At 67.1% G+C, this 20074-nt stretch carries 19 protein-coding genes; 13 read left to right on the top strand and 6 right to left on the bottom strand.

Features of this window, described 5'->3' with window-relative positions:
- Positions 1–8: 8 nt before the first annotated feature.
- The 4 genes from CPH63_RS16720 (at position 9) to CPH63_RS16705 (ending at position 4220) form a co-directional block, all read left to right on the top strand.
- Positions 9–380: a YraN family protein gene (locus CPH63_RS16720; RefSeq protein ID WP_096303959.1), complete on the top strand. Its 372-nt coding sequence runs from the start codon at positions 9–11 to the stop codon at positions 378–380.
- Complete coding sequence (locus tag CPH63_RS16715; RefSeq protein WP_096303958.1) at positions 381–1937, top strand: YifB family Mg chelatase-like AAA ATPase; 1557 nt, start codon at positions 381–383, stop codon at positions 1935–1937.
- The gene (gene dprA / locus CPH63_RS16710) at positions 1925–3187 is read left to right on the top strand and encodes a DNA-processing protein DprA (RefSeq protein WP_096303957.1); all 1263 of its coding nucleotides are present in this window, start codon (positions 1925–1927) and stop codon (positions 3185–3187) included. Before CPH63_RS16715 ends, dprA begins: the two co-directional genes overlap by 13 nt.
- 79 nt (positions 3188–3266) lie before the next feature.
- On the top strand, positions 3267–4220 hold the full coding sequence (locus CPH63_RS16705) for a tyrosine recombinase XerC (RefSeq protein ID WP_096303956.1): 954 nt from the start codon (positions 3267–3269) through the stop codon (positions 4218–4220).
- Positions 4221–4236: 16 nt separating this feature from the next.
- On the opposite strand, the gene CPH63_RS16700 is transcribed toward CPH63_RS16705, so the two are convergent.
- Entirely contained in the window at positions 4237–4812 is a 576-nt protein-coding gene (locus tag CPH63_RS16700) for a M23 family metallopeptidase (protein ID WP_096303955.1), read from the bottom strand.
- A gap of 408 nt (positions 4813–5220) precedes the next feature.
- Between CPH63_RS16700 and rpsB the strand changes: the two genes are divergently transcribed.
- The 7 genes from rpsB to CPH63_RS16665 all read left to right on the top strand — a co-directional run bounded on the left by rpsB (position 5221) and on the right by CPH63_RS16665 (position 11378).
- On the top strand, positions 5221–6108 hold the full coding sequence (rpsB, locus tag CPH63_RS16695; RefSeq protein ID WP_096303954.1) for a 30S ribosomal protein S2: 888 nt from the start codon (positions 5221–5223) through the stop codon (positions 6106–6108).
- A gap of 84 nt (positions 6109–6192) precedes the next feature.
- Positions 6193–7014 carry a translation elongation factor Ts gene (gene tsf / locus CPH63_RS16690; protein WP_096303953.1) on the top strand — a complete coding sequence of 274 codons (822 nt, stop codon included), beginning with the start codon at positions 6193–6195 and terminating at the stop codon, positions 7012–7014.
- Between the two features lie 133 nt (positions 7015–7147).
- Positions 7148–7963, top strand: coding sequence for a UMP kinase (gene pyrH / locus CPH63_RS16685; protein WP_096303952.1), 816 nt, complete (start codon positions 7148–7150; stop codon positions 7961–7963).
- On the top strand, positions 7960–8517 hold the full coding sequence (gene frr, locus CPH63_RS16680) for a ribosome recycling factor (RefSeq protein ID WP_096303951.1): 558 nt from the start codon (positions 7960–7962) through the stop codon (positions 8515–8517). The genes pyrH and frr overlap by 4 nt, the downstream gene beginning before the upstream one ends.
- Positions 8518–8554: 37 nt before the next feature.
- Positions 8555–9577, top strand: coding sequence for a phosphatidate cytidylyltransferase (locus tag CPH63_RS16675; protein ID WP_096303950.1), 1023 nt, complete (start codon positions 8555–8557; stop codon positions 9575–9577).
- Positions 9578–9598: 21 nt separating this feature from the next.
- Positions 9599–10696: a 23S rRNA (adenine(2503)-C(2))-methyltransferase RlmN gene (gene rlmN, locus CPH63_RS16670; RefSeq protein WP_096303949.1), complete on the top strand. Its 1098-nt coding sequence runs from the start codon at positions 9599–9601 to the stop codon at positions 10694–10696.
- Between the two features lie 13 nt (positions 10697–10709).
- Positions 10710–11378, top strand: coding sequence for an SDR family oxidoreductase (locus CPH63_RS16665; RefSeq protein ID WP_096303948.1), 669 nt, complete (start codon positions 10710–10712; stop codon positions 11376–11378).
- Between the two features lie 3 nt (positions 11379–11381).
- On the opposite strand, the gene CPH63_RS16660 is transcribed toward CPH63_RS16665, so the two are convergent.
- From CPH63_RS16660 to CPH63_RS16645, 4 genes are read right to left on the bottom strand one after another with little or no spacing between them, the layout of a single operon-like run.
- Positions 11382–12746, bottom strand: a complete 1365-nt coding sequence (locus tag CPH63_RS16660) for an FAD-binding oxidoreductase (protein WP_096303947.1) — start codon at positions 12744–12746, stop codon at positions 11382–11384.
- Between the two features lie 3 nt (positions 12747–12749).
- Positions 12750–13865: an alanine dehydrogenase gene (gene ald, locus CPH63_RS16655; protein ID WP_096303946.1), complete on the bottom strand. Its 1116-nt coding sequence runs from the start codon at positions 13863–13865 to the stop codon at positions 12750–12752.
- A 57-nt stretch (positions 13866–13922) separates the two neighbouring features.
- Positions 13923–15305, bottom strand: coding sequence for an aspartate aminotransferase family protein (locus tag CPH63_RS16650; RefSeq protein WP_096305226.1), 1383 nt, complete (start codon positions 15303–15305; stop codon positions 13923–13925).
- A gap of 23 nt (positions 15306–15328) precedes the next feature.
- The gene (locus CPH63_RS16645) at positions 15329–15796 is read right to left on the bottom strand and encodes an Lrp/AsnC family transcriptional regulator (protein WP_096303945.1); all 468 of its coding nucleotides are present in this window, start codon (positions 15794–15796) and stop codon (positions 15329–15331) included.
- A 158-nt stretch (positions 15797–15954) separates the two neighbouring features.
- Here CPH63_RS16645 and speB point away from each other — a divergent pair, with 158 nt between their 5' ends.
- The gene (gene speB, locus CPH63_RS16640) at positions 15955–16968 is read left to right on the top strand and encodes an agmatinase (protein ID WP_096303944.1); all 1014 of its coding nucleotides are present in this window, start codon (positions 15955–15957) and stop codon (positions 16966–16968) included.
- A 19-nt stretch (positions 16969–16987) separates the two neighbouring features.
- Here the strand turns inward: speB and CPH63_RS16635 are convergent, their stop codons facing one another.
- Positions 16988–18676, bottom strand: coding sequence for an APC family permease (locus tag CPH63_RS16635; protein WP_096305225.1), 1689 nt, complete (start codon positions 18674–18676; stop codon positions 16988–16990).
- A 140-nt stretch (positions 18677–18816) separates the two neighbouring features.
- Between CPH63_RS16635 and CPH63_RS16630 the strand changes: the two genes are divergently transcribed.
- Complete coding sequence (locus CPH63_RS16630) at positions 18817–20031, top strand: saccharopine dehydrogenase family protein (protein WP_096303943.1); 1215 nt, start codon at positions 18817–18819, stop codon at positions 20029–20031.
- Positions 20032–20074: the final 43 nt, after the last annotated feature.

The following is a 20074-nucleotide window of genomic DNA, read 5'->3' as shown; positions in this document are numbered from 1 at the left end:
TCGTTGTCATGCGAGCCAAGGATGCCATCGGTAAGTACGGCGAGGACGTCGCCGCCCGTCACCTCCAGGAGTCCGGTCTGGAGATCCTTGAGCGGAATTGGCGCTGCCGAGCCGGCGAGCTCGACATAGTTGCACTCGATGGCGAGACGCTCGTCTTCTGCGAAGTAAAGACGCGATCAGGCGTTGGATTCGGTACGCCGTTGGAGGCGATCACGCCGGTGAAGGCGGCTCGGATTCGTCGCCTCGCCGTCCAGTGGCTCAACCAGAAGCGGCAGTCGGAGCAGCTGAGGTACCACCGCGGGTTGCGCTTCGACGTAGTCGCGGTACTCCGGGCGCGCAGCGGCGCAGCCGAGGTCACCCACGTCACGGCGGCGTTCTAGATGACGGTCGCGCACACCTTGGCCGTTGCCCTGCGCGGAATTGACGGCGAATTGGTGGAAGTCCAGGCCGACATCTCACCGGGGCTGCCAGGCATGTCCTTCACCGGGCTGGCCGATGCGGCGGTGGTCGAGGCCCGCGATCGCATCCGCGCCGCGTTGCTGAACTCCGGTGCCGCCTGGCCGGACCGCCGAATCACGGTGGCCCTGCTACCGGCCGACGTTCGCAAGATTGGATCGCGCTTCGACCTGGCAATGGCGGTGGCGGTCCTGATCGCGGCCGGGACGGCGAGCCATGTGCCGGCCGCCACGGCCGACCGCGCCGGTCCAGACGGCTGTGCGTGGATCGCCGAACTCGGCCTCGATGGTGAACTGCGCCCGGTTCGTGGTGTGCTGCCCTCGGTGTTGGCCGCCCGTCGGGCCGGGATCGGACGGGTCGTGGTCGCCGCCTCCAACGCCGCCGAGGCCGCCCTCGTCGGTGGTATCGATGTTCGGGGATTGCCGGACCTGCGCGCGGTGATCGGTTGGCTCAGCGGTCAAGCTCCGCCACCGCCGCGGGCGATCGCTGCTCCCGCCACGCCCGGCGCGCAATCCCTACTCGACCTGGCTGACGTCGCCGGTCAGACGGCGGCCAAGCGAGCATTAGAGGTCAGCGCGGCCGGCAACCACCACCTGTACATGGTGGGAAGTCCCGGCGCCGGCAAGACAATGCTCGCCCAGCGACTACCCAGTCTGCTGCCTCCTCTCGAGGACGACGCCGCGCTCGAGGTGAGTGCCGTTCATTCGGTCGCCGGCGCGATGGGACGCGACGCCCAACTGGTCCGCCGGGCTCCTATGCAGTCGCCGCACCACTCAGCCTCGGTCGCCGCGCTCGTGGGGGGCGGCTCAGGCCTGGCGGCCCCGGGCGCGATCAGTCTGGCTCATCACGGAATTCTCTTCCTGGACGAGGCGCCCCAGTTTGCGCCGAGCACGCTTGACTCACTACGCCAACCGCTCGAGGCGGGACGGGTCGTCCTGCACCGCAGCGGTGGGGTGGTCAGCTACCCGGCGCGCTTCCTGCTGGTGCTCGCGGCGAATCCCTGTCCATGCGGCGCCCGGGACCGCGACTGTACTTGCACGCCGCACACCCGGCGTCGCTACCTTCAGCGAATCTCTGGGCCGCTGCTGGACCGGGTCGACCTGCGGGTGCAGGTCGAAGCGGTCCCGCACGCCACCCTGCTGCACGACGGTGAGGTCCGGGAGACGAGCGCCGTCGTGGCCCGTCGTGTTGCCCAGGCCCGTGGTGCGGCCGGCGAACGGTGGCGATCACTGGGCATCGCCGCCAACAGCGAGGTGCCGGGCACTGCGCTGCGTTCCGAACGTTGGCGCCTCGGCCGGTCCGTGCTGGCCGCGGCTGAGTCGTACTTGGAGCGTGGAGAGCTGAGTGCCCGTGGCTTCGATCGGGTGCTGCGGCTGGCTTGGACGGTCGCCGATCTGGAGGGTCACAGCGCGCCGGACGCCGCAGACGTCAGCGAAGCGATCTATCTACGGACCGGGTTGGTGAATTCATGGGCGGCGTGAATGGGGATCGGGACCGCTCTGAGGACGTACTGCTGGCTCGGGCCTACCTGAGCCGGGTCAGTGAGCCGGCGAATCTGGCGGTCTGGGCGTTCGTCGCCGAGTACGGCCCGCTGGCGGCCGCCGAAGCGATCCGCAGCGGCGACGTGCCCCACGGCGTGGCCCGGGCGACGGCGGCCAGAAGGCAGAGCGCCGATCCCGAGCAGGATCTGGAGGCCGCCGCCGCGCAGGGGATTCAGTTGGCGACGCCCGAATCACCGCAGTGGCCGCATCTGGCCTTCGCGGCATTGCACGCGCACGCGCAGCGCCGACTGATGACCACCACCCCCGATCTGACCAAGGTAGATCCGGGTGGCGAGACGATCCCGCCGCTCGCCCTCTGGTACCGGGGTCAGGCTCCGCTGTCCACGCTCGGGATTCGCGCTCTGGGCGTCGTCGGGTCGCGGGCGATGACCTCCTACGGTCAGCACGTCACCACGGATCTGAGCTACGGACTCGCCCGCCATGACGTGACGATCGTCTCCGGCGGTGCCTACGGCATCGACGCGGTAGCGCACCGCAGCGCCTTGGCCGCTGGGGGCGCTACGGTGCTGGTCTCAGCCGCCGGATTGGATCGGCCCTACCCGCAGGCGAACGCCGAGCTGTTTTCGCGAGTGGCAGCCGACGGCCTGCTGGTCAGTGAAAGCCCGCCCGGCGCTGCGCCGCAGCGGCAACGCTTCCTCAGTCGAAATCGGCTCATCGCCGCGCTCTGCACCGCGACCGTCATCGTCGAGGCGGCTCGGCGCTCCGGCGCGCTCAACACGGCCAAGCACTGTCGGAATCTCGGCCGCCCGGTGCTGGCCGTGCCCGGACCCGTCACCTCAGCGATGTCGGCCGGCTGCCACGATCTGCTGCGTCGTGAGCAGGATCCGGCGATCCTCGTCTCCTCCATCGAAGACGTGCTGGCGATCGTCGGTTCCAGTGGCGAAGGGTTGTCCGAACCGGCCGGCAACGATGCGCCGGAGGGCGATCTGCGTCGGACCCTGGATCACCTTGATGCCACGGCGCGCCGGGTCTTCGACGGGCTGCCGGCAAGGGGCGGAGTGGGTGAGGATGAGTTGGCCCGCCGGAGTGGGGTGTCGCCAATTGAGGTGATCCGAGCACTTCCGGCGCTGCGCAATGCCGGATTGGTCGACTCGACCGAGAGCGGCTGGGTACTGCAGCGTGCGCCCCGCAGATCGAAGCCATCCCGGCCAAGACCCGCTGGAGAATGAGGACCGCCCCGACCACCCTCCGCCGGATCGCCGGGCGTGGCGTCTTGACCGGCGCAGCGGTGGCGAGCACCGTGGCCTCATGGCAGCCCGACGCACCGAACGAGTCAGCTTCGGCCAACTCGCTGACGCGCTACCGGGTGAGATGCGTTCGGCCCTGGGCGAGTTCCGAAGTCATCTGCTGCTCGAGCGCAACCGATCTCCGCACACCGTGCGGGCCTACCTCGGTGATGCGACGAGCCTCTGTGACCACGTCGCCAAGCTGGGCGGCCGGTCGGTGGCCGATATCGAGCTGAGATCCCTACGCGGCTGGTTGGCCAAGCTCAGCGGAGAAGGGGTCTCCCGAACCACGATCGCTCGACGGGTCGCCTCGGCCCGCACCTTCACCGCGTGGTGCATGAAGGTCGGGCGCAGCGATCATGACCCCGGACAGTTACTGGTCAGCCCGCGACCTCACCGCTCGCTCCCACCGGTGCTGGCGGCGGCCGAGGCGCAGGAGCTGATGGAACTGGATGCCGTTGACCAGTCGCCGATCGCTATCCGGGACCGCCTCATCGTGGAACTGCTCTACGCCACTGGGATCCGGGTCGGCGAGCTGGTCGGACTGGACGTCGATGACCTCGACCAATCCCGCCGAGTGCTCCGAGTTCTCGGCAAGGGCTCGAAGGAGCGAACCGTTCCCTATGGGGTGGCCGCTGAGCGAGCACTGCGCGCGTGGCTACCCGCAGCTCGGGGCAGCCTGAGCGGCCCGGCCAGTGGTGCTGCGCTGCTTCTCGGCGTCCGGGGCGGACGGATCGATCCGCGGACGGTGCGAAGCGTCGTGCACGCTCGACTGAACAGAGTCACCGGCGCACCGGACCTCGGACCGCACGGCCTGCGACATACGGCGGCGACACATTTACTCGATGGCGGGGCGGACCTGCGTGCGGTGCAGGAACTGCTCGGGCACGCGAGCCTGGCCACCACCCAGATTTACACGCACGTCTCGGTGGAGAGACTGCGTGCGACCTACACCCAGGCGCACCCGCGGGCCTGAGTCCCGGACGCCCACCTCACGCTCCCGGGAGCAGCCGTACCGGGCCAAGCCGCATCAGCAGCCGTAGCGGATTCAGATAAACCTCACCCCGTCGAGCGCCCCAGTGCAGACAACCCTGCACCGGGCAGCCGGCATGTACGCCCTGGACAATCCCGATCTGCTGCCCGGCTACCACGGCGTGACCCACCGAAACCGACGGTCGAACCGGCTCGTACTCGGTGCGGATTCCGTCCCGGTGGCGGATGACCACCACCCCGCGTCCGGCGACCTGGCCGGCGTAGGCCACGACGCCGCTGGCGGCGGCAGAGACCGCCGCGCCCTGGTCGGCCGCGAGATCCACCCCGAGATGGCCGGCCGCATAGCGGCTCGTCGGTGCTGAGAACGGTCGCACTACCGCGCTGGGCGGCCCGACCGGAAGCCGATACGAGAGTGCTGACGGCACAGCTGGAGCCGTGCTGGCGCTGCTGGTAGAGGCGGCGGCGGGAATCAGCAGCAATGTCAGCAACCCCCCTATCAGTACCGCGACCGATCCCGAGCGCGCACCCCGACGGAACCGGCGCGCCCGCCCGGAGCGTGATTCAAAGTTGGACATGGCACTGAGCCTGACCTCCGAGCTGCACCGTCGCCAGCGAGATCGCCGGCCTGTGTACAGCGCCGGTCCGTGGTGTGGCTTGGGGGCAGGTTATCCACAGGTTGATGCTCGCGAATGAGCAGATTCGTGGTTCTGGTCCCGACCGAGCTAGACTGAACGACGGTGTCGAGAACATTCACGACACCGCCAACAGCAATCCACGCAAGTGGATTGACTTCGCGTGCTCGCCTGAGGTCGATTTCCTCAGGTTGACGGCGAGATCCTCGGTCCATATCGCGCCTGCGGGTGCGTACCGGCCCGCCCTCTCCGTGACGCCGAGCACCAGGGCGGTCGACCACCCGGTCAGGCCGCGACAACCGAGGACGCACGGCACACTGCCGTGCGAGAGAAACAAGGAGCAATACCAGCATGCCCGTAGTAACAATGAGGGAAATGCTCGATTCCGGTGTGCACTTCGGTCACCAGACCCGCCGCTGGAACCCGAAGATGAAGCGCTTCATCTTCACTGAGCGCAACGGCATCTACATCATCGACCTGCAGCAGACGCTGAGCTATGTCGACCGCGCGTACGAGTTCGTCAAGGAGACCGTTGCCCACGGCGGCAGCGTGATGTTCATCGGCACCAAGCGCCAGGCGCAGGAAGCCATCGCCGAGCAGGCCACCCGCGTCGGCATGCCGTATGTCAACCAGCGCTGGCTGGGTGGCATGCTCACCAACTTCTCCACCGTCTTCAAGCGGATTCAGCGCCTCAAGGAACTTGAGGCGATGGAGGAGAACGGCTGGGCCGGCACCGCGACGAAGAAGGAACAGCTCATCCTCACCCGTGAGATGACCAAGCTGACCAAGACCCTCGGCGGCATCCGCGAGATGACCCGCGTCCCGAGCGCCGTCTGGATCGTCGACACCAAGAAGGAGCACATCGCCGTCGGCGAGGCTCGCAAGCTCAACATCCCGATCATCGCGATCCTGGACACCAACTGCGACCCGGACGAGGTCGACTACAAGATCCCGGGCAACGACGACGCGATCCGCAGCGCCGGCCTGCTCACCCGAGTAGTGGCCGACGCCGTCGCCGAGGGCCTCATGGCCCGCGCCTCGGCCGCCGCGAACGCCGGTCGGGACGAGAAGCCCGAGGTCGCCGCTGGTGAGCCGCTGCCCGAGTGGGAGCGCGACCTGCTCCAGCCGGCCGGTGCCCAGCAGTCCGACACCACCGCCACCGACGTGCCGCAGGGTGAGCCCAGCGTCGCGGACGCCGGCGTCGTGGCCGAGGCGATCGACGAGACCGTCACCTCCTGACCGTAAGCAAGACCATCGCGAGCCTCGATTGATCGAGCTCGATACCACCACAGACACGCTCTCGAAGATGAGGACATAGACAACATGGCGAACTACTCCGCCGCAGATGTGAAGAAGCTCCGCGACGCCACCGGCGCCGGAATGATGGACTGCAAGAAGGCCCTCGACGAGGCTGACGGCGACTTCGACAAGGCCGTCGAGGTGCTGCGAGTCAAGGGTGGCGCCAAGGCCGCCAAGCGTGGCGCCGAGCGCACCACCTCCAATGGCCTGGTGGCCGCGGCTGACGGTGCGATGATCGAACTCGCCTCGGAGACGGACTTCGTCGCCAAGAACGAGCAGTTCCAGACCCTGGCCGGCGACATCGTCGCCCAGTTCGCCAAGTCGGATGTCACCGACCTGGCGTCGCTGCTCAATGAGACGCTGGCCGACGGCCGCACCGTCTCGGAGAGCATCGAGTCGCTCAACGCGATCATCGGCGAGAAGATCGAGCTGCGGCGAGTGGCCAAGCTCGACGGTAAGGTCGCCACCTACCTGCACAAGAAGGCCGCTGACCTTCCGCCGCAGGTCGGCGTCCTCGTTCAGTTCACCGGTGACGACGCCGAGGCCGCCCGCGGCGCCGGCATGCAGGTCGCCGCGATGCGGCCGGCATACCTCACCCGCGACGAGGTCTCGGCTGAGACCATCGAGACCGAGAAGCGCGTCGCCGAGGCCAAGGCCCGTGAAGACGGCAAGCCGGAGGCCGCACTGCCGAAGATCATCGAGGGCAGCGTCAACGGCTTCTTCAAGGCGAACGTTCTGCTCGAGCAGGCTTCGGTCCAGGACAACAAGAAGACGGTCGAGGCGTTCCTGGCCGACGCCGGCGTGAAGGTCACCAAGTTCGCGCACTTCGAGGTTGGCACCGCCTAAGCAAAACCTTGGCTCGGGTGGGTATGCATGGGCATACTCACCCGAGCGCTCGATTGAGTGGCCGCCCCGGGCGGCCGTTGAATCGGGTGGCACCTACGCACTCATTCGATACCAGACTCGACGGGAGCCGCTGATGAATGTCCAGCAGACAGCAGGCGCGGAGTCGATGCCGAGCCCAGCCGTATATGGGCGGGTCATGCTCAAACTCTCCGGTGAGGTGTTCGGCGGCGGAGCAATCGGAGTCGATCCCGTCGTACTGGCGAGCATCGCGCGTCAGGTCGCCACCATCCGGGCGGCCGGGGTCCAGGTGGCGATCGTCGTCGGCGGTGGCAATTTCTTCCGCGGCGCCGAGCTGAGCCAGTTGGGCATGGACCGCGCGCGCGCCGACTACATGGGCATGCTCGGCACCGTCATGAACTGCCTCGCTCTGCAGGACTTCCTCGAGCGCGACGGCGTACCGACGCGAGTGCAGACCGCGATCACCATGGGCCAGGTAGCCGAGCCGTACATTCCGCTGCGGGCAGTCCGGCACCTGGAGAAGGGACGCGTCGTCATCTTCGGCGCCGGCGCGGGCCTTCCGTACTTCTCCACCGATACGGTCGCGGCCCAGCGGGCGTTGGAGATCGGCTGTGAGGTGCTGTTGCTGGGCAAGAACGGCACCGATGGCATCTACGACAGCGATCCCCGCAAGAACCCGGCGGCGCAGAAGTTCTCCGAGATCAGCTACGACGAGGTCCTCGGTCGCGACCTGCAGGTCGCCGACGCCGCGGCCTTCAGTCTCTGCCGCGAGAACACGATGCCGATCGTCGTCTTCAGCCTGGACGACGGCAATATCGGCCGCGTCGTGCGCGGCGAGCGCATCGGCACAGTCGTGAGTGATACACCATCTATCGGCACCTTTGCCACGCCCGACGTCCCATCCCATGTGTTAGTGGAGGAACCTTCGTGATCGACGAGACACTCTTTGATGCTGAAGAGAAGATGGAGAAGGCCGTCTCCGTCGCCCGCGACGAAATGGGTGGAATCCGCAGCGGGCGCGCCACCCCGAACGCCTTCTCGCGCATCAACGTCGAGTACTACGGCGCGATGACCCCGATCCCGCAACTGGCGTCGGTCTCTATCCCCGAGGCGCGCATGGCGATCATCAAGCCCTACGACGTCAGTTCGCTGGCCGCCATCGAGAAGGCCATCCGCGACAGCGACCTCGGCGTGAACCCGAGCAACGACGGCACCCTCATCCGGATCGTGTTCCCGCAGCTCACTGAGGAGCGGCGCCGCGAGATGGTCAAGGTCGCCAAGGGCAAGGGTGAGGACGCCAAGGTCTCCATTCGTGCCGTTCGCCGCCACGCGAAGGACACCCTCGACAAGCTGGCCAAGGACGGCGAGGTCGGTGAGGACGATGCCCACCGCGCCGAGGGGGAGCTCGACAAGACCACTGGCAAGTACACGGCGTCCATCGACGACATCGTGAAGGCCAAAGAAGCGGAACTCCTCGAGATCTGATGAGCCCCCGCTGTGGTCAGCGCCCAGGCGGTGGCCTGTGACTGATCCCGAGACAACTCGCGTCCCGCGGGTCGCCGGCACCCGTTCGGGTCGCCATCGACACGCGGCGCCAGACGACGACACCGACGCCGACCAGCCCGCGACCGCGCTGGCCGTCGTCGACTCTGCCGTCGTCAGCCGCCGAGGACGCCACGCAGCGGTCATCGACGACGACGCCGACGTCCGCGAGCTCTACCCGCCGGATCCGCCGAAATCGCGCGCCGGACGCAACCTGCCGGCCGCGATCGGGGTCGCGGTAGCCCTGGCCGCCCTGGTCCTCGGCTCGCTCTTCCTCTACAAGCCGTCGTTCGTCATCGTGATCATGGTGGCGATCAGCTACGGCGCCTACGAGCTGGTCAAGGCGCTGTCGGCATCCGGCGTGCGGGTTCCCCTGGTGCCGGTGCTGGTGGGCGGGATCGCGATGGAGACGGCGGCCTGGCAGCGTGGCCCCAACGGGCTGGTGGTTGCGCTGCTGATCACCGTCGCGGCCCTGGTCGTCTGGCGGCTGGCCGACGGCATGGCCGGCTATCAACGCGACGTCGCCGGTTCGATCCTCGTCCTCACCTACTTGCCGATGCTGGCCAGTTTCGCGGTTCTGCTCGACCGGGCCGACGACGGGGTCGCGCGCGTGATCACGTTCATCGCGATCGTTGTCTGTAGCGACACCGGTGGCTACGCCGCCGGTGTGCTCTTCGGCAAGCACCTGCTGGCTCCGATCGTCTCCAAGGGCAAGACCTGGGAGGGCTTCGCGGGCTCGGTGCTGGCCTGCTCGATCTGCGGCGGTCTCATCGTCTCCTTGACCTTTCACCACGCCTGGTGGCAGGGGGTGCTCCTCGGGCTCGCTCTGGTGGTGACGGCGACCCTCGGCGACCTCGGTGAATCATTGATCAAACGCGACCTCGGGATCAAGGACATGGGGAGTCTGCTTCCCGGCCACGGCGGGCTGATGGACCGTCTGGATTCGCTGCTTCCGTGCGCGGCCGTGGCCTACCTGGTGTTGACGGCGATCCTGGGCGGCTGAGCCTGGCACACTGGATACGTTATGACTTCGCTGCCGCTCATCTTCGACGCCCCCAAACGCGGCATGCCGCCCCGACACTTGGCCGACCTCTCCGAGTCCGAACGCCGCGAAGCTGCGGCCGAACTCGGCTATCCGGCGTTTCGCGCCGACCAGCTCTCCCGGCACTACTTCGCGCGGTTGGAGAACGACCCAGCGCAGATGACCGACCTGCCGGCCGCCGCCCGCAGCGAACTTGGCGCGGCGCTGCTGCCATCACTACTCACTGAGGTTCGGCACCTGGAGACCGATGCCGGAACGACTCGCAAGACCCTCTGGAAGCTGCATGACGGCACCCTGGTCGAGAGTGTGCTGATGCGTTACCCGGGGCGGATGACGGTCTGCGTCTCCAGCCAGGCTGGGTGCGGGATGGCCTGTCCGTTCTGCGCCACCGGGCAGGGGGGCCTCAAGCGCAATCTCTCGACCGGCGAGATCGTGGAGCAGGTCGCCGCGGCGGCCCGGTCGGCGGCTCGCGGGGAGCTCGGCGGCGGGGTGGGCCGGCTGTCGAACGTCGTCTTCATGGGCATGGGTGAACCACTGGCCAACTACAACCGGGTGGTGGCGGCGCTGCACCGGCTCATCGATCCGTCGCCGGCCGGACTCGGTCTGGCCCAGCGCTCGATCACCGTCTCCACCGTGGGGCTCGTCCCGGCAATCCGCAAGCTCACCGACGAAGGATTGAACGTGACCCTGGCCGTCTCCCTGCACGCGCCGGACGACGAATTGCGAAACACCCTGGTGCCGGTGAACACCCGCTGGAACGTCGAAGAGGTACTCGAGGCCGCCGACGGGTTCGCGGACCGCACCGGACGCCGGTACTCGATCGAGTACGCGATGATCCGCGATGTGAACGACCACGCCTGGCGGGCCGACCTCCTCGGTGAGATGCTGCGTGGCCGGCTGGCCCACGTGAACCTCATCCCGCTCAATCCCACACCGGGGTCGCAGTGGGACGCATCGCCGAAGTCGGTCGAGCGGGAGTTCGTCCGTGGCCTCGAGCAGCACGGAGTCTCGGTCACCGTCCGCGACACCCGGGGTCGGGAGATCGACGGCGCCTGCGGCCAGCTCGCGGCATCGGGCTGAGAGTCACGCCGCGATGGGTCGCTATGTGATCACCGGTGCCACCCGTGGCATCGGGCGGGCGCTGGTGGAGCTGCTGTCGCCCGCGCACGACATCATCGCCGTCGGGCGGGACGAAGCAGCGCTAAAGGAATTGCCTGTCGCCGAGCGAATACTGCTCGATCTGAGCCGGCCAGCCAGCTTCGCCGCCGTCGTCGACGCCTGCCCCTACCTCGGGCACCTGGACGGCCTGGTGCACAGCGCCGGCATAGCCCAGCGGGCCAGCCTGGCCAACTCTTCGCCCGAGCTGTGGGAGCAGCACTTCACCCTCAACGTCACGGCCGTGGCCGAGCTCACCCGGGTCCTCCTGCCTGGGCTGCGAGCGGGGCGGGGCAGTGTCGTGCTCATCAACTCCGGCCAGGGGCTGAACGCGAGCGCCGACAGCGCGGTCTACGCGGCCAGCAAGTTCGGTCTGCGCGGCCTGGCCGACTCGCTGCGCGCAGAAGAGCCTGCGCTTCGAGTGAGCACCGTGTACCCGGGGCGGGTTGCCACCGAGATGCAGCGCGAACTCCGCGCTCAGGAGGCGGGGGAGTACGAGCCACAGAAGTACATTCAGCCGGCGACCCTGGCCGTCATGATCGCGCAGATCCTGGCCACCCCGTCTGACTCAGTCGTCACTGAACTCGTCGTGCGCCCGCGGGGTTGAGCATCAGCGGCCGATGATCCGGTTGACCGTGGCGGCAACCCGAGACGGCCGGCCACCCCGGGCCTCGGCCGCGTCGGCCCAGGTCATTGCCTGCAGTCCGGCGTTGGCCCCTAGCCAGCGCAACGGTTCCGGCTCCCAGTTCGGCGACCGATGCCCGACCCAGCTGAGCCCCGTCAGTTCGGAGTCCCGGCCCAGGATGAGGTCGCGCAGTGTGCGCCCGGCCAGATTCGTGGTCGAGACCCCATCGCCGACGTACCCACCGGCCCACCCGATGCCCGTGGTTCTATCCAGACCAACCGACGGCCGCCAGTCCCGGGCCACGCCGAGCGGGCCGCCCCAGCGGTGGGTGATCTTGGTCCGCCTCAGCGCCGGGAAGAGCTCGACCAGCGTCCGCTGCAGGCCGGAGAATACGGCGTCATTGCGGTCGAAGGCCGGATCGATTCGCGACCCGAAGTGGTAGGGCGCACCCCGGCCGCCGAAGACGATCCGATCGTCGGCGGTGCGTTGCCCGTAGATGATGAGGTTCCGGAAGTCGGAGAAGGTTTCCCGGTGCCGCAGACCCAGCTCGTCCCAGACGGCCGGCGAAAGCGGTTCGGTGGCGATCATGAGCGAGTAGATCGGGGCGAGGGCGCGACGGTACCCCGGCAGCCGCGGGGTGAATCCCTCGGTGGCCCGAATCACCGTGTCGGCCCGCAGGGTCGCTCGTGCGGTGTGAACGGCGCCCGGTTCGATGCTGGTTGCCGCTGTCATCTCATAGATCGTCGCGCCGCGGGACTCGACGACCTCGGCCAGCCGGCGAGCAAGCTTGGCCGGGTGCAGCGCGGCGCAGTCGGGGGTGAATGTCGCGCCCAACACCTCCGAGGCCCCCAGCCGGCCGCGGGCGGCTTCGGCGTCGAGAAGCTGCAGGTCGATGCCGAAGTCCGCGGCCTCGCTGACCTCGTCGCGGGCCCGATGCAACTGGGCGGCCGAGCGGGCCAGCACGACGGTGCCACCTCGCGTCACGTCGGCGTCCAGACCCTCCACGGCATCGACCCGCACCACCTCGTCGACGGCTGACCGCATCGCTGCCAACTGGGCGACGGCTGCGGCCTTCCCGTGCTCACGGGCCATCGACGCGGCACCGACGGGGTAGAGCGCCGAGCACCAGCCACCGTTGCGACCTGATGCGCCGAATCCGGCGATCTCGGACTCGACTATGGCGATCCGCAGGGAAGGATCGCTCTCGAGCAGGTAGTACGCCGTCCAGAGCCCGGTGTAGCCGGCACCGACGATCGCCACGTCCACGCGCTGGTCGCTGTCCAGCGCGGCCCGTGGCTGCAGCGATCCGGGCACCGTCTCGTGCCAGAGCGAGAGATCCCGCAGCGACATCGACTACCCGAGGACGTCGGCGAGGGAGACGCTGCTGTAACCCTGGGCCGCGGCCACCGGCTCGTTGGTGACCGCGCCCTCGTGGGTGTTGAGCCCCAGGGCGAGCGCCGGGTCGCTGCGCAACGCATCCCGCCAGCCCTGATTGGCCAACTCAAGTGCGTAGGGCAGCGTCACATTGGTGAGGGCGTAGGTCGAGGTGTGCGGGACCGCGCCCGGCATGTTTGCGACGCAGTAGAAGATCGAGTTGTGGATCTGATAGGTCGGGTCGTCGTGGGTGGTGGGGCGTGAGTCCTCGAAGCAGCCACCCTGGTCGATGGAGATGTCGACCAGCACCGACCCGGGCTTCATCCGCGACACCAACTCGTTGCTGATGAGCGTCGGCGCCTTTGCCCCGGGGATCAGTACCGCGCCGATCACCAGGTCGGCATCCAGCACCGCCTTCTCGATCTCGTAGCTGTTGGAGGTGATGGTCTGGCAGTGGCCCTGGTAGATCGCGTCCATCTGCCGCAGCCGTGCGACGTTGCGGTCCAGCAGCAGCACCTCGGCCTGCATGCCGATCGCGATGGCCGCCGCGTTCTGGCCGGAGACCCCGGCGCCGATGACGACGACGCGAGCGGCGTAGACCCCGGGCACGCCACCCATCAGCACGCCGCGGCCGCCGCCCTGACGCATCAGGTGATACGAGCCGACCTGCGGCGCGAGGCGGCCGGCCACCTCGGACATCGGGGCCAGCAGCGGCAGCGAACGATCCGATAATTGCACGGTTTCGTAGGCGATGGCCGTGGTACCGGCGGCCAGCAGCGCATCGGTGCACGGCTTGGAGGCGGCCAGATGCAGGTAGGTGAAGAGCACCTGATCGCGCCGCATGCGGGGATACTCCTCGGCGATCGGCTCCTTCACCTTCAGCACCAGGTCGGCGTCGGCCCAGATGTCATCGGCTGAATCGAGGAGTTTCGCCCCGGCCGCCGTGTAGTCCTCGTTCGGAATCGAGGAACCGACTCCGGCATCGCGCTCGATGATGACCTGATGGCCGTTCGTCACCAGCTCGTGCACCCCGGCCGGCGTGATCGCCACCCGGTACTCGTGATTCTTGATCTCGCGGGGAATTCCGACCTTCATAGCGCCTCCGATGTCGTTCCACAGCCTCTGGGATCTACGGTAGTTCTTCGGCGTTTGCTACAGCCGCGTCCATGCCTCGGTGAGTACAGAGCGCAGAATCTGCTCCATCTCGTCGAACTCGCCCTGGCCGCAGATCAGCGGCGGCGCCAGCTGGATCACCGGGTCGCCGCGATCGTCGGCCCGGCAGTAGAGGCCGGCTTCGAAGAGCGCCTTGGAGAGGAAACCACGCAGAAGTCGCTCGGCCTCGTCGTCGTTGAACGTCTCACGGGTGTGCTTGTCCTTGACCATCTCGATTCCGTAGAAGTATCCGTCGCCGCGGACGTCGCCGACGATGGGCAGATCGTTGAGCTTCTCCAGGGTGGCCCGGAACGCCTGCTCGTTGTCGAGTACCCGCTGGTTGAGCCCCTCACGTTCGAAGATGTCGAAGTTGGCCAGCGCAACCGCGGCCGAGACCGGGTGCCCGCCGAAGGTGAAGCCATGCGGGAAGATCGTGTCGCCCTGCCAGAACGGCTCAGCGATGCGGTCACTGACGATGCAAGCACCGATGGGGGAGTAGCCGCTGGTCATCCCCTTCGCGCAGGTGATCATGTCCGGGATGTAGTCGAACTTGTCGCACGCGAACATCGGGCCGAGCCGCCCGAAGGAGCAGATCACCTCATCGGAGACCAGCAGCACGTCGTAGCGGTCGCAGATCTCGCGGACACGCTGGAAGTACCCGGGCGGCGGCGGGAAGCAGCCACCGGCGTTCTGTACCGGTTCGAGGAAGACGCAGGCCACCGTGTCCGGACCTTCGTTGAGAATCGCCTGCTCGATCGCGTCGGCTGCCCAGCGGCCGAACTCCTTGAGGTCGTCGCCGAACTCCGGTGCCCGGTAGAAGTTGGTGTTCGGCACCTTGTGGGCGCCGGGGACCAGCGGCTCGAACATCTGCTTCAGTTCGGGGATTCCGGTGATCGACAGGGCACCGTGCGGCGTGCCGTGATAGGCGATGGCGCGCGAGATAACCTTGTGTTTCATGGGCTTTCCGATGAGTTTGAAGTAGTGCTTGGCCAGCTTCCACGCGGTCTCCACCGCTTCGCCGCCCCCGGTGGTGAAGAAGACCTTGTTCAGGTCGCCGGGGGCGTAGTCAGCGAGTCGATCGGCCAGTTCGATAGCCGGCGGGTGCGCGTAGGACCAGAGCGGGAAGAAGCTGAGTTCACTGGCCTGCTTGTAGGCCGCCTCCGCCAGTTCGCGACGTCCGTGGCCTGCGTTCACGACGAAGAGACCGGAGAGTCCATCGAGATAGCGACGCCCGTTTATGTCGTAAATATAAGAACCTTCGCCGCGCACGATGGTCGGTACGGGCGACTCGGCATAGGAGGAGTGGCGGGTGAAGTGCATCCAGAGGTGGTCGTGGGCCTTCGCGTCCAGCGCCGCCGCGTCGATGTTGGCCGAAGCGGCCATGGTCGTGGTCTCCGGTGTAGTGGTCATCGTGCACCCCAGTCATAGGTTTGTTTTGCGAGTTTGAGGTAGAGAAAGGTCTCGGTTCGAGTGACACCGGGAATGGCGCGAATCTGGCCGTTGACCAGTCGCAGCAGGTGGTCGTCGCCGGCTACGACGACCTCGGCCAGAATGTCGAACCCACCGGCGATCACGACGATGTAGACGACTTCGGGGATCTCGGCCAGCTTCGCGGCCAGCGCCTCGAGGTCGCCTGAGGCCGTGATCGCGATCATCGCCTGACGATCGAAGCCGACCTGGGTCGGGTCGGTGACCGCCACGATCTGCATCACTCCGGACTCGACCATCTTGCCGACGCGCTGCCGCACCGCTGCCTCGGAGAGTCCGACGGCCTTTCCGATGCTGGCGTACGGCCGCCGCCCATCCTCCTGGAGTTGGGCGATGATGGCTCGGTTCACTTCATCGAGTTCTGTCCGGGCCGGATTACGTGCCATGACCTGAGTCTTCCTGTTCTGTCGACGGTGTGCAAGCGAATTCGTTGCCGGAGGCATAAATTTCCGCTGAATCTATCGTATGGACGCTGAACGAACACGAAAACCGTCTGTGGGCCTCGGGTCCGCTGCGAGGCGCATGCTTCCTGTAGGTTCCTGTGATGGCACGATATGGCGCGCAATTCGGACCGGACATCACGTTTCTCGGCGTCGATCGCTGCGACTGGGCGGAGCCGGAGACCTTCGCCGACGCCGATGTGGTCATCCTCGGCGCCCCCTTCGACGGGGGCACGTCCCACCGGTCGGGGACACGGTTCGGGCCGCAGTACATCCGCCAGTCTTGTTACCTCCCCCATGACGGCTCCCGGCCGTCGCTGGCGATGCGGGTGGACGCACTGCAGGATCTGCGGGTGTACGACGCCGGCGACGTAGAACTCTTCTCCGGCGATGCCGAGCGATCGGTGCGTGACCTGCAGGAGGCGGTCTACGCCGTATCCCGAACTGGTGCCATCCCGTTGATTCTCGGTGGCGACCACACGATCGCCTGGCCGGACGCCGCCGGAGTGGCCCAGCATCTGGGCCAGGGGCGCGTATCGATGATTCACTTCGACGCCCATGCCGACACCGGTGACATCACTTTCGGATCGCTGGTTGGGCACGGTCAGCCGATGCGACGCCTGATCGAGTCCGGCGCTCTGCGCGGAGACCGCTTTCTGCAGATCGGCCTGCGCGGGTACTGGCCACCGCCGGAGACGCTGAACTGGATGGCCGACCAGCAGATGCGCTCCTATGAGATGACCGAGATAACGACACGCGGCCTCGACGATTGCCTCACCGAGGCCTTCGTCATCGCGACGGACGACTGCGACGGCGTCTTCCTCTCCGTTGACATCGACGTCTGCGATCCCGGGCACGCGCCTGGCACCGGAACGCCCGAACCCGGCGGTCTCACCGCGCGTCAATTGCTGGACTCGGTTCGGCGAATCGCCTATGAATTGCCGGTGGTGGGTGTCGATGTCGTTGAGGTGTCGCCGCCTTACGACCATGCTGAGATCACCTCGTTCCTGGCCAATCGGGTCGTTCTGGAAGTGCTCTCCGGCATCGCCCGGCGCCGGCGCGATGCCGCCGACGGCACCACCTGGGACCGGCGCCAGCCGCTGCTCGACGGCCGCTGACGCAGGTCCCGCAAGACCGCTAGTCCTTGCGGCGCTCCTCGCCGGTGAGCGGGTCGATGGCGGCCGCGCCGTGCGGCAGGTTGGAGAAGTCCGACGCGATCACCACGGAGTCCGTCTGGTCGTCCGGAAGAAGGTGCGCGACGGTGATCGGCTCGCCCTCGGCCAGGAAGATCGGGGTATCGCGATTCAGCGTCAGCCCCGCGAAGAACGGCTTGTAGACCCGGGCGCAGATGAGCATCAGGACCACCCCGACGATCACTGTGCCGACGCCCAGTAGGAAGGCCCACCCGATGACCCAGCCCCAAGGGGTGGTCCAGACTACATAGCTGTTCTCCGGCTTCCAGTCCTGGACGACGGTGAGGACCAGTCCAACGAAGAGCATGATCCCACCGAGCAGCGGGATGAGGCCCTTCATGAAGAAGCTGTAGGCATCGTCGAAGAGCTCGCGGCGGTAGTACCACGTGCAGGCGAAGCCGGTGAGTCCGTAGTAGAAGGCGATCATCATTCCGATGGCGGTGACCGCATCTGCGATGAGGTTTCCGTCGGAGTAGAAGTTCATCGCCAGGTAGATGAGGGCCGAGAGGCCGCCCATCCAGACCGTCGACTGAGTCGGCGTCAGGTACTTCGGGTGGATGTGCGCGAAGCGCCCGGGGATCGACTTGAAGGCGGCCATCGAAAGGCTGGTGCGAGCCGTCGGCAGGATCGTCGTCTGGGTGGAGGCCGCCGCCGAGGTGAGCACCAGCAGGATAAGCAGCTTCCCCATCACCGCGCCGAAGCCGGTCGTTCCGAAGACCGCGTTGCCGACGACGCTCAGGATGTCGGTCGAGTTGTCCGGGTTGGAGAGACCGATTCCCTTCTCCCCGACACCGGCGAACGACTGCGCGGCCAGCGTCACGATGACATAGGTGACCAGCAGCAGCACGGTGGAGATGATCGCGGCGCGCCCCGGAGTCTTGTCGCGGTCCTTGGTCTCCTCGTTCACCGAGACCGCCGAGTCCCAGCCCCAGTAGATGAAGAGCATGAGCACGATGCCCTGGAAGAACGTGCTGACGCTTGCTACGTGGAAGGGGTTGAACCAGGAGAGTGCGGGGTGGATCGCCGTGGCCGGCGGATTCGAGCCGTACACCTTCACCAGCGCGGTAACCGCGAAGATCACCAGCACGACAACCTCGAGGGAGAGCAGCGCCTGCTGGATCCGGGCCGAGACCTCGATGCCGCGGTAGCAGATATAGGTCATCACAGCCATCCACAGCAGGCCGACGATGAGCACCCAGACACTGCTTGAGTTGCTTCCGATCCCCTCGGCCCCGAAGAGCAGGAAGACGTACTGCCCGGCTACCTGGGCCAGCGAGGCCATCACCAGCAGGTCGGCGGCAATGATGCCCCAGCCGCCCATCCAGCCGGTCTTGGGGCCGAAGGCTTTGGTGGCCCAGGTGAAGGTGGTGCCGCAGTCGGGCTCGCGCTTGTTCAGTTGCTGGTACCCGATGGAGACGAAGAGGATCGGTACGAAGGCCAGCACTACGATCGCCGGCGCCTGCAGTCCGACCAGGATGACGATGTAGCCGAGAGTGGCGGCCAAGCTATAGGCCGGCGCCGTTGAGGCGACGCCGATGACGATGCTGGAGGCGAGCCCGATCGCCCCGGTCTTGAGTCCTTTGCCCCCGTCATCGGAGGACACGGTGTCGTGCGGTACTGCTTCGGTGGTCATCGGTGCATCTCCATCGTTCTCGTCGAGCAAGATCTCCCGTTGTGCGTTTATCGCAGCTTTTCAGACATGATGCAAGGGTTTCCGTGTTCCAACTTTGTTTCGCCGATGGAATCCATTGACATTGGTGCTTTCATGGAGGCATGCGGGTGCTTCTTCTCGGCGCGGGCGGGGTCGGCTGCGCCGCAGCGAGGATTCTCGCCCGGCGTTCATTTGCTGAGGCCGTCGTGATCGGCGACTACGACCTCTTCCGGGCTGAGGCTGCGGCCGCGTCCACGCGCGACCTGCGCTTCTCTGCAGCGCAGGTCGACGCCTCCAACCAGCGGGCAGTCGAAGCGACCATCTCCGAGCACCGGATCGACGCGGTAGTGGGGGTAACCGATCCGCGGTCCACGATGCCGACCTTCCGGGCGGCACTGGCTTGCCGGACCCTCTACATTGACATGGCGATCTCCTCGTCCAAACCGCATCCGGTCCACCCCTACCGAGAGACCGGCGTCAAACTGGGCGATGAGCAGTTCGCACTGGCCGAGGAGTGGGCGCAGGGTGGCCAGCTGGCCCTGCTCGGTATGGGGGTCGAGGCCGGCCTGGCTGATGTCTTCGCCCGCTACGCCAGTGACCACCTCTTCGATGAGATCGACGAGGCAGGAGTGCGGGACGCGGCGAACCTCAACATCAATGGACGCGACATTGCCCCGGTGCACGGGATGTGGACGGCAATCGACGAGTGCCTGAGCCCTCCCGTCGTCTTTGAGCGAGATCGCGGCTGGTTCACCACCGAGCCCTTCAGCGAGGCCGAGATCTTCGATTTTCCTGAAGGCATAGGGCCGATCGAATGCGTGAACGTCGAGCACGAGGAGGTCCTGCTCATCCCGCGCTGGGTCGAGGCAAAGCGGGTGACCTTCAAGTACGGGCTCGGCGCCGAGTTCGTCAGCACGCTACGCACGCTGCGCAAGCTCGGATTGGATCGCCGCGAGCCGGTGGTGGTCAACGGCGTGCTCGTCTCGCCGCGGGATGTGGTCGCCGCCTGCCTGCCCGACCCGGCCGGGCTGGGCAAACTGGCTCGGGGCAAGACCTGCTCGGGGCTCTGGGTGCGGGGCACCGGTAAGGACGGTCGACCCCGGTCGACTTACCTGTACCGCGCGGTTGACAACGAATGGTCACTGCAGGAGTACGGCGCCCAGGCGGCCAATTGGCAGACTGCGGTGAATCCGATCGTCGCGCTCGAGTTGATCAGCAGCGGCCTGTGGTCAGGCGTCGGCGTGCTCGGCCCGGAGGCGTTCGACGCCGTTCCGTTCCTGACCTTGCTGGCCAAGGACTACGAGTCGCCCTGGCGACTGCAGGAGATTCCGGCCTGACCTGCCGGGTCTACCGACGCTGACCGTCCGGGTCTCCCGGCTG

Source organism: Jatrophihabitans sp. GAS493 (genome assembly GCF_900230215.1).
GTDB lineage: Bacteria > Actinomycetota > Actinomycetes > Mycobacteriales > Jatrophihabitantaceae > MT45.
The sequence above is the reverse complement of the archived record's forward strand: the minus strand, read 5'-3'. Positions and strand labels throughout refer to the sequence as shown.